Origin of the sequence: Burkholderia dolosa (genome assembly GCF_902499135.1) — a bacterium.
Classification (GTDB): Bacteria; Pseudomonadota; Gammaproteobacteria; order Burkholderiales; family Burkholderiaceae; genus Burkholderia; species Burkholderia dolosa.
In genome coordinates this window covers 1-9,869 of sequence record NZ_CABVPR010000108.1, presented here as the reverse complement: position 1 = coordinate 9,869, position 9,869 = coordinate 1, and the positions used below count along the sequence as shown (strand labels likewise).

Genomic DNA, 9,869 nt, shown 5'->3' with positions numbered 1-9,869 from the left:
TTTTCTTCTTCATTGGCATATCCATGACTTTTACACCTCATGATATGCCCCGCCCACGAAATCACGGATAGGCCCGCGCGTGACTTTTCGACGTAATTCCGGACGTCTTGGGTCGGCTTCGCGAGTCGACGGCCACTTGGCGACAAGGCCCTATCTCGTTACAGGCTGGTGAGCTTCGCGATCACCGGACGCCGTGTTCGCGCAGACCCCACCGATTGGCGACTCCTGTCCGAACCAGCGACCAAGCGACTACGTCGGCCAACGGACATATGGCCTTCATCAACGTGCGGTTTCACCATGTACACCATGGTGCATCCGGCGCCCGCGTACCGTTCATGTGGGTTTAAACATGCTCGGATATGTGTTCCCGCGGTCGCCACATTCGGCGTTCGGGGCTCTCCGAGCGGTTCGTTAACTCTGCTTGACTCTGGGAATCAGAGTGAGCAATATGCACAAAAAATTCCCAGCGACTCAATGAAATCTCCTGATAGCACCTTGGCACTTCAGTACCTGCACGAAGCAGTGCGCTACTTCTCGCGAACAGAAATTGCGGAGCGGCTCGGCGTAGGGTCTTCAACTGTGAGCCGCTGGCTCTCGAAAGCTACTGCCCCGAAGCCATATGTAGTAGACACTCTGAGGTCGATGCTCCAGCCGTTCGGAACGACTGCGGCAACGGCGGATTTCACCTTCATCGACTTGTTTGCTGGCATTGGCGGCATACGTATGGCATTCGAGCTCAATGGCGGGCGCTGTGTGTTTACCAGCGAATGGGACAGTTATGCGCAGAAGACGTACCACGTAAATTTCCCGGACGGCATGCCGATTCATGGTGACATCACTGACGTCGACGAAACGAGCATTCCCTCCCATGACGTGCTACTCGCGGGTTTCCCTTGTCAGCCGTTCAGCATTGCCGGTGTGTCCAAGAAGAACGCACTCGGCCGCGCACACGGCTTCCAGGACGAGACGCAGGGTACATTGTTCTTCGACGTCGCAAGGATCATCCAGGAAAAACGCCCGAAAGCATTTGTGCTCGAGAACGTTAAGAACCTGCAGTCCCATGACAAGGGACGTACTTTTGATGTGATTATCAGGACGCTTCGGCATCAGCTTGGCTATCACGTCCACTACCGCATCATCGATGGTCAACACTGGACACCACAGCACCGCGAGCGCATCGTGATCGTCGGATTTAGGGAGCCGACTCCGTTTAGTTGGGAATCGCTTCAATTGCCTGAGAAGGGCGGGATAAAGATGAAGGATATTTTGCACAAGCTTGATGGCAGTGAGCCGCGGCTCGAGCACGACGGAGACCGGTACTTTGATCATGAAAAGCAGAAAGTGAATGACAAGTACACACTAACGCCCAATCTCTGGAAGTACCTTCAAGACTATGCGGCAAAACACAAAGCGAAAGGAAACGGCTTTGGCTATGGTCTCGTGGGACCGGAAGACATCGCGCGCACGTTGTCGGCACGCTACTACAAGGATGGCTCCGAAATTCTTGTTGCTCAGAAAGGTAAAAATCCACGGCGCCTGACTCCTCGCGAATGCGCGAGGTTAATGGGATACCCGGACAATTTTGTAATTCCGGTGTCGGACACACGTGCGTACAAACAGTTTGGGAATTCTGTCGTTATGCCGGTATTTAAGGAGGTTGCCCGGGTCGTTAAGCCATGGATTGTAGAGGATGGTTTTGTTCCGGTTATTGGAGATCTATTCACGGATGAATCCGACGATCACCGAGTGGCAACGAGTTGACGATGAAAACTGTGCTCGAGTTTACTCGGGTGCAATTTTTCAAAGACGGAGGAGTTAATGACGGACGTCGTCGACAAGGAGACACGTAGTCGTATGATGTCCGGAATTCGCGGAAAGGACACGGCGCCAGAACTGTTTGTCCGGCGGGCTCTGCATGCGAAAGGTTTTCGCTACCTTTTGCATTCGCCTAACCTGCCGGGAAGGCCGGACATGGTGTTTCCGAAATATCGCGCTGTCATATTCGTGCATGGGTGCTTTTGGCACATGCACGACTGCAAATACTTCAAGCTTCCCGGAAGCCGAACAGAATTCTGGCGGCAAAAGCTCTCGAAGAACAGGCAAAGAGACGAGGGAGCTCTGGAAACAGTACAAGCCTTGGGTTGGCGCGTACTTGTTATATGGGAATGCGCGACGCGCGAGTCCAGGATTAACCAATCTAACAATGCACTCGTCGAAAATGTCGCGCAATGGATAACCAGCGAGGCACCGAGCTCGGAAATCGGGATTGATGGCCACCTTCACCAATTGTCCTTGCATGCATGACGCGTGGACGGTTTCGATCCTTTGCATCGTGGTCGTCGACTTGACCGCGGCCCAACACCGTTAGATGGTCGACTCCACTGAGACAAAAGTGGACGGCTTCACGATATAATTGCGCGCGACAGGGAATGCCGCTTTTTCGTGTCCCGGCATATCAGCCATCGAATATGTTTTAACGGGGTATCTGGCGACAAATCCGGGTTTCCAAGGCCTTGTTTTTCATGAAAAATCCTCGGATACTTGATTAATATAGAAACAAGGGGAATGGGATTGCGAGAGTTTGAGACCCTCGATGCATTGGTCCGTAGTCTTTTAGGGCATGGGGCACGACATATTTATTGCAAGTTTCTTGCAGAAAATGACAATAGTAAGCAGCAGATTTATCTAGGGAAAAGCTTTGAAGTTTTACAGTTGCTCGCTTTTGGAGCAATTCGTTCTGACGCGAGCACCAAGGTTCCTAACTTCAAAGCGGATATTTCGCTGTTCTGGATTGATGGCGAGGGAAGGAAGGCGCTTGCCCCGGGAGCACAGTTAATTTTGTATCCCAAGTATCCGGAGGTTCGCCTTTCAGGTTTTCTTAGGGGCTGTCCGTTGGCTCCGGCAACAATGCTTCGGCCGATTCCGAAAAGCGAACGAAAATGCAATAACGGTCCCGATGGAAGAGTGCTGTTCTTTGGTGTCTCGGATAACTCCGTATTCACGTACTTGGCTACAGCCTCGTCGCCTATTGCGGCGGCCGTACGGGCGCGTATGGAAAAAGCAGGCCAGTCAGATCCTGGCACACTGCGTGAGATTGTTCTGCAAGAAGGGCCGGACGCACGCAGCCTTCTTCTGGAACGTCTGCGAGAGATTTATCGTTTGAATCCACATTGCTCCATGAAACTTGATCGCTTGGGTAACCGAACTGTTTACTCGGCTCGAAATGGGGGAGGATATACACTCGAGGCTTTATTTGGCATTGTTCCAAATGGGCGCTCTGCACCAGACTTTATGGGGTGGGAGTTGAAGGCATATAGTGGATCAAGAATCACTTTGATGACTCCGGAGCCGGATGCTGGCTATTATGGCCGTAATGGTGTAGAGGCGTTTCTTCGAAAGTACGGGCGGAGCCTGCCGAACGACGTTATCTATTTCACCGGGTCGCATAAGATCGGCTTGCCAGCAAAATCGTCAGGTCATACTCTTATTACTGTCGGATTTGACAAAGAATCGAGAAAAATCGTCGACGTAAATGGCGGAATTCAATTGATCGATGCGAATGGAGAGGTTTCGGCCGAATGGACGTATACCCGGCTTGTAGAACAATGGGCGCGAAAGCACGCGGCCGCCGCGTATGTTCCATATACAAAAACTTTGACTATGCCGGCAAATTATAATTACAATAGCCCTGTTTTGCTTGGCGAAGGAACGGAGTTCGAGATGTTTTTGAAAGTCCTTTCCGAAGGAAAGATTGTCTATGATCCTGCTCCAAAACTAGAGCGCGCCAGTATGACGATTTCCAGAACAAAGGCGAGAAGTCAATTTAGAATTGGCGTCAGGGATATTGCGTCGCTTTATCAAAAATTCGAATCTGTTAGAGTTGACGAGTTTGATTGACAGGGCGGACTCGCAAAAGGTGTGCTGCATGTTGGGGGACGATGGGGCCGCCGCTGAGAGGTTCGTTGCGCGAGAGCTTAGAGGTTGATACGTTTGGATCCTCAACGACTGACTGGTCCCAAAAAATGACAAAGGGCTAGCCGGAACTAACCCTTTGTTTTATACAATCGGGAGTCAGGACTCGAACAATGTCCCGTAGTCGCAAGCGGTGTAGACGGTCGCATATCGCGAGAAACTAGCGCTTGCCAGATAAGGCTCCCCGGCCGGCGCGGATGCATAACGTGAGAAAAGCGGACGCATAAGTCGAGAAATTCTGACCAAGGCCATGTCAAACGCGGTGTGGTCGAAGCCCCCGGAACCGGGCTCTCCCCGTCAATGAACTGGCGGTCGCGCGCGTGGCAGTTTTCGAAAAACTGCGCTTAAGGTAAGCAAATTCTAGTGATTTTCGCGGGCGATGGGAATCTGCCGGATGTGCGCCCACGACCCTTCTCTACCCCCTTTCGGGCCAGCGATTTCGCTGTGGGTCAAGACGGCCACGGGCGCCCGTCACGACCCGACATGGACGGGACGCATGAAATCGACCGGCCTTTGTCTTGCCTGCGGCAACGATAGGCCTAGAGTCAACTATAGGCATCCGGTATATCGATGTATATAGTTGCGACTCAACCAACCCCTATAGAAAAATGGGTCTGTAAGTATCTCGACTTACAGACCCGGCGGTCTCTGTACAGAGCTATCTATGCCACCAAATATCGGCGGCTATTGAAAAGCGAAACCCATAAATTCTCAGTTTATGCGTCCGTTTTTCTCAGGATATGCGACCGTCTACACAACACCCTCAAACATCAATATTCCCCGCCCTCAACGCATTAGACTCGATAAACGCCCGCCGCGGCTCCACCTCATCGCCCATCAGCGTCGTAAAGATCCCGTCCGCCGCAATGGCATCCTCGATCTGCACGCGCAGCAGACGCCGCACATTCGGATCCATCGTCGTTTCCCACAGCTGCTCCGGGTTCATCTCGCCCAAGCCCTTATACCGCTGCTTCGACACGTTCCGCTCGGCATCCGCCAGCAGCCACTTCATCGCGCTCTTGAAGTCCTTGACGGCCATGCTGCGCTCGCCGCGCTTGATCACCGCGCCTTCGCCGATAAGCCCCTTGAACGTATTCGCGGTCGTCACGAGCTGCTGATAATCCGCCGTATGCTGGAACTCCTCGTCGATCACCGACACGCGCACGTTCCCGTGATGCGCGCGCTCGACGCGCAACGACCGCTGCTCGCGCACCGCGTCATACGAAGGCACCACGCGCACTTCGTTCTTCAGCGCGTCGTCATGCAGCGCAGCGTGCAGCGCCTTGGCCGAAGCCTCCGTCGACGCCTCGCTCGACAGATCGATCGCCACGCCGTCCATGATCGCCTCGAGCGCCGCCGGATCGTACAACCGGCTCAACCGGTCGATCACGCTCTGCGACAGCAGGTACGACCGCGCCAGCTCGCCGAGCGCATCGCCCGAAATCGCCGCCGCATTCTCGCTCGGCACGAGCTCCGACCCTTGCAGCGCGAGGCGCAGCATATGCGCGTTCAGCTCCGCGTCGTCCTTCAGATACCGCTCGTCCTTGCCCGCCTTGATCTTGTAAAGCGGCGGCTGCGCGATGTACACGTACCCGCGCTCGACCATCTCCGGCATTTGCCGATAGAAGAACGTGAGCAGCAGCGTGCGGATGTGCGCACCGTCGACGTCCGCGTCGGTCATGATGATGATCCGGTGATAGCGGAGCTTGTCGAGGTTGTAATCGTCCTTGCCGATCCCGCAGCCGAGCGCGGTCACGAGCGTGACGATCTGCTCGGACGACAGCAGCTTGTCGTAGCGCGCCTTCTCGACGTTCAGCACCTTGCCGCGCAGCGGCAGGATCGCCTGGAACTTGCGGTCGCGCCCCTGCTTCGCCGAGCCGCCCGCGGAGTCGCCCTCGACGATGTAGATTTCGCACTTCGCCGGATCCTTCTCCTGGCAGTCGGCGAGCTTGCCGGGCAGGCCGACGCCGTCAAGCACGCCCTTGCGGCGCGTCATCTCGCGCGCCTTGCGCGCGGCATCGCGCGCGCGCGCGGCTTCGACGATCTTCCCGCAGATGATCTTCGCGTCGTTCGGCGTTTCCAGCAGGAACTCCTCGAGCGCCTTCGCGACAACTTCCTCGACCGGCGCGCGCACTTCGGACGACACGAGCTTGTCCTTGGTCTGCGAGCTGAACTTCGGCTCCGGCACCTTCACGGAGAGCACGCACGACAAGCCTTCGCGCATGTCGTCGCCGGTCGTCTCGACCTTCGCCTTCTTCGCGATTTCGTTGTCGGCGATGTACTTGTTGATCACGCGCGTCATCGCGGCCCGCAGGCCGGTCAGGTGCGTGCCGCCGTCGCGCTGCGGAATGTTGTTCGTGAAGCACAGCACGTTCTCGTTGTAGCTGTCGTTCCACTGCATCGCGACTTCGACGCCCACGCCGTCCTTCTCGCCGATCACGTGGAAGATCGTCGGGTGCAGGTTGCTCTTCGTCTTGTTGATGTACTCGACGAAGCCCTTCACGCCGCCGGCGAACGCGAAATCGTCTTCCTTGCCCGAGCGCAGGTCGGTCAGACGGATCCGCACGCCGTTGTTCAGGAACGAGAGTTCGCGCATCCGCTTCGCGAGGATGTCGTAGTGATACTCGACGGTGCCGAAGATCGTCGGATCGGCCATGAAGTGCACTTCGGTGCCGCGGTTCTCGGTATCGCCGATGATCTGCATCGGCGACACTTCCTCGCCGTCGACGGTCTCGAGAATCCGATTCTGCGCGACGCCGCGATGGAACTCCATGAAATGCTTCTTGCCGTTGCGGCGCACGGTGAGGCGCAGCCAGCTCGACAGCGCGTTCACGCACGACACGCCGACGCCGTGCAGCCCGCCCGACACCTTGTAGCTGTTCTGGTCGAACTTGCCGCCGGCGTGCAGCTCGGTCATCACGATCTCGGCGGCGCTGCGCTTCGGCTCGTGCTTGTCGTTCATCTTCACGTCGGTCGGAATCCCGCGGCCGTTGTCGACGACGGAAATCGAGTTGTCGGCGTGAATGGTCACGTGGATGTCGTTGCAGTACCCGGCCAACGCCTCGTCGATCGAGTTGTCGAGCACCTCGAACACGAGGTGATGCAGACCGGTGCCGTCCGACGTGTCGCCGATGTACATCCCGGGGCGCTTGCGCACCGCTTCCAGGCCTTCGAGGATCTGGATCGACGAGGCGCCGTAGCTGCTGTTATCGGGCTGCGAATTGTGCTGTTCACTCATGGATATCTTCCGGTTCTGCGAGGCCACTCAAGGCGGCGGCGCTGTGCGTTTCCGCGAGAAAACGCCGGGCCGCTCCAGTTTTCCTGGCCCCTCCAGGGCGCCGGCCCGGCGCGGGAAGGAGGGGTTGTCGAATCGCCATAAAAACGCCAAAGGGGCTTGCCGCCCCCTGGAATGTGTCGTGTGTCGTGCGCGTCAGATGCGCATCGGCATCACGACATACTTGAACTCGTCGTTCTCGGGCACGGTGATCAACGCGCTCGAGCTGGCGTCGCCGAGGCTCACCTGCACGGTGTCGACCTTCAGGTTCGCGAGCACGTCGAGCAGATACGTGACGTTGAAGCCGATGTCGACGGTATCGCCCTGATACGCGATTTCCAGTTCTTCCTGCGCCTCTTCCTGATCGGCGTTGGTCGACATGATCTTCAGCTGGCCCGGCGCGACGATGCAGCGCACGCCCTTGAACTTGTCCGACGTGAGAATCGCCGCGCGCTGCAGCGAACGCTGCAGTTCTTCGCGGCCGATCTGGAACGTGTTCTTGTGCGCCTTCGGAATCACGCGCTGGAAGTCGGGAAACTTGCCCTCGACGAGCTTCGACACCAGTTCGACCTGGCCGAACGTGAACTTCGCCTGCGTCTGCGCGATGTCGATCGTGACGGTGTCGTCGATGTCTTCGAGCAGGCGCTGCAGTTCGAGAATCGTCTTGCGCGGGACGATCACTTCCTGGCGGCCGAACGTGCCGCCTTCGAGCTTCATCGACGAGAACGCGAGGCGGTGGCCGTCGGTGGCCACGGCCATCAGCTGGTCGCCGTCGACGACGAGCAGCATCCCGTTCAGGTAGTAGCGGATGTCCTGCTGCGCCATCGCGAAGTGGACCATCCCGAGCAACTGGCGGAACGACTTTTGCGGGACGGTCAGGCTCGCGCCGAAATCCTTCGCCTGCGCGACGGTCGGGAACTCGTCGGCCGCGAGCGTCTGCAGCGCGAAGCGGCTCTTGCCGGACTGAACGGTCAGGCGCTTGTCGGCGAGCGACAGCGTGACCTGGCCGTCAGGCATCGCGCGCAGGATGTCGAGCAGCTTGCGGGCCGCAACGGTGGTCGCCACCTGGTCGCCGCCGACGCCGAAATCGGCGCGCGTGGTGATCTGCAGCTCCAGGTCGGTCGACAGGAATGAAACGTCCGGGCCGTTCTTGGTGATCAGCAGGTTGGCGAGGATCGGCAACGTATGGCGGCGTTCGACGATGCCGCTGACCGTTTGCAGCGGCCTGAGGAGGGTGTCTCGTTCGGTCTTGACCAGTTGCATAGAGTTCCTTCGTTGAGTAACGGCCTGCAGCGCAGCAGCCTCGCAGCGCCCCGCCGGCCGGGCTCGGGCCCGCCGCCGCCGGAGCGGTCAAACCTGTATTGTGCCTCAAAACCGAACCGCCCCAGATAATTTGGGGCGGATGCCGAATCATCAAGTGCGCCCGCGCGCTCAGCCCTTCAGCGTCTGTTCCAGCACGTGCAGCTCGTGGTTCAGCTGCGCGTCCTTGCTGCGTTCGTCGGCGATCTTGCGCACCGCGTGCAGCACGGTCGTGTGATCGCGCCCGCCGAACAGCTCGCCGATTTCCGGCAGGCTCTTCTGCGTCAGTTCCTTCGCCAGATACATCGCGATCTGCCGCGGCCGCGCGATGTTCGCGGGGCGCTTCTTCGAGTACATGTCGGCGACCTTGATGTTGTAGAAATCGGCGACGGTCTTCTGGATGTTCTCGACCGAAATCTGCCGGTTCTGCACGGTCAGCAGGTCCTTCAGCGCTTCCTTGGTCAGCTCGATCGAGATCTCGCGGCCGTGGAACTTCGAATACGCGAGGATCTTGCGCAGCGCGCCTTCGAGCTCGCGCACGTTCGAGCGCAGATGCTTCGCGACGAAGAACGCGACGTCCTCGGACAGGTTCACGCCTTCGGACTGCGCCTTGCGCATCAGGATCGCGACGCGCATCTCGAGCTCGGGCGGCTCGATCGCGACGGTCAGCCCGGAATCGAAGCGCGAGATCAGGCGGTCGTCGATCCCCGAAATCTCCTTCGGATACGTATCGCTGGTGATGATCACCTGCGCCTTGTTCGCGACGAGCGCCTCGAACGCGTAGAAGAATTCCTCCTGCGTGCGGGACTTGCCGGAGAAGAACTGGATGTCGTCGATCAGCAGCAGGTCGAGCGAATGGTAGTAGCGCTTGAAATCGTCGAACGCCTTGCGCTGGTACGCCTTCACGACGTCGGACACGTACTGTTCCGCGTGGATGTAGCGGATCCGCGCGCCGGCCTTGTCGAGCAGCAGCTGGTTGCCGATCGCGTGGATCAGGTGCGTCTTGCCGAGGCCGACGCCGCCGTACAGGAACAGCGGGTTGTACGAGATGCCGGGGTTGTCGGCGACCTGGATCGCGGCCGCGCGCGCGAGCTGGTTCGCCTTGCCGGTCACGAAGTTGTCGAACGTGAGCACGGGGTTCAGCTTCGAGCGCTCGTACATCGAATCGGCTTCGCCGCCGTTGGCCGGCGCGGCGCCCGGGCCCGGACGCCACGTGCGGCGGCCGGCGGCCGCTTCGTGCGCGGGCAGGCTCGGCAGGTCGATGTCGGCGTCGTCGGCGTTCAGGTGCGCGGCAGCGGCGGCCGACGGCGTCATCGGCACGTCG

General features: G+C 58.4%; 6 protein-coding genes. 3 read left to right on the top strand and 3 right to left on the bottom strand.

Annotated elements, in window-relative coordinates:
• The first annotated feature begins 474 nt into the window (after nt 1–474).
• From dcm to BUB20358_RS27140, 3 genes are all read left to right on the top strand, one after another.
• Nucleotides 475–1,761, top strand: a complete 1,287-nt coding sequence (dcm, locus tag BUB20358_RS27150) for a DNA (cytosine-5-)-methyltransferase (RefSeq protein WP_035971490.1) — start codon at nt 475–477, stop codon at nt 1,759–1,761.
• Nucleotides 1,762–1,818: 57 nt separating this feature from the next.
• Entirely contained in the window at nt 1,819–2,304 is a 486-nt protein-coding gene (locus tag BUB20358_RS27145; RefSeq protein ID WP_081293555.1) for a very short patch repair endonuclease, read from the top strand.
• 261 nt (nt 2,305–2,565) lie between these two features.
• Nucleotides 2,566–3,897 (top strand): MvaI/BcnI family restriction endonuclease, encoded by a 1,332-nt coding sequence (locus tag BUB20358_RS27140; protein WP_081293556.1) that lies wholly within the window; start codon nt 2,566–2,568, stop codon nt 3,895–3,897.
• A gap of 838 nt (nt 3,898–4,735) precedes the next feature.
• Here the strand turns inward: BUB20358_RS27140 and gyrB are convergent.
• The 3 genes from gyrB to dnaA form a co-directional block, all read right to left on the bottom strand.
• Nucleotides 4,736–7,210, bottom strand: coding sequence for a DNA topoisomerase (ATP-hydrolyzing) subunit B (gene gyrB / locus BUB20358_RS27135; protein ID WP_035971491.1), 2,475 nt, complete (start codon nt 7,208–7,210; stop codon nt 4,736–4,738).
• 192 nt (nt 7,211–7,402) lie between these two features.
• Nucleotides 7,403–8,509: a DNA polymerase III subunit beta gene (gene dnaN, locus BUB20358_RS27130; RefSeq protein WP_006763042.1), complete on the bottom strand. Its 1,107-nt coding sequence runs from the start codon at nt 8,507–8,509 to the stop codon at nt 7,403–7,405.
• 168 nt (nt 8,510–8,677) lie between these two features.
• Nucleotides 8,678–9,869 (bottom strand): chromosomal replication initiator protein DnaA (dnaA, locus tag BUB20358_RS27125; protein WP_254593985.1); only part of this gene is annotated, 1,192 nt, incomplete at its 5' end.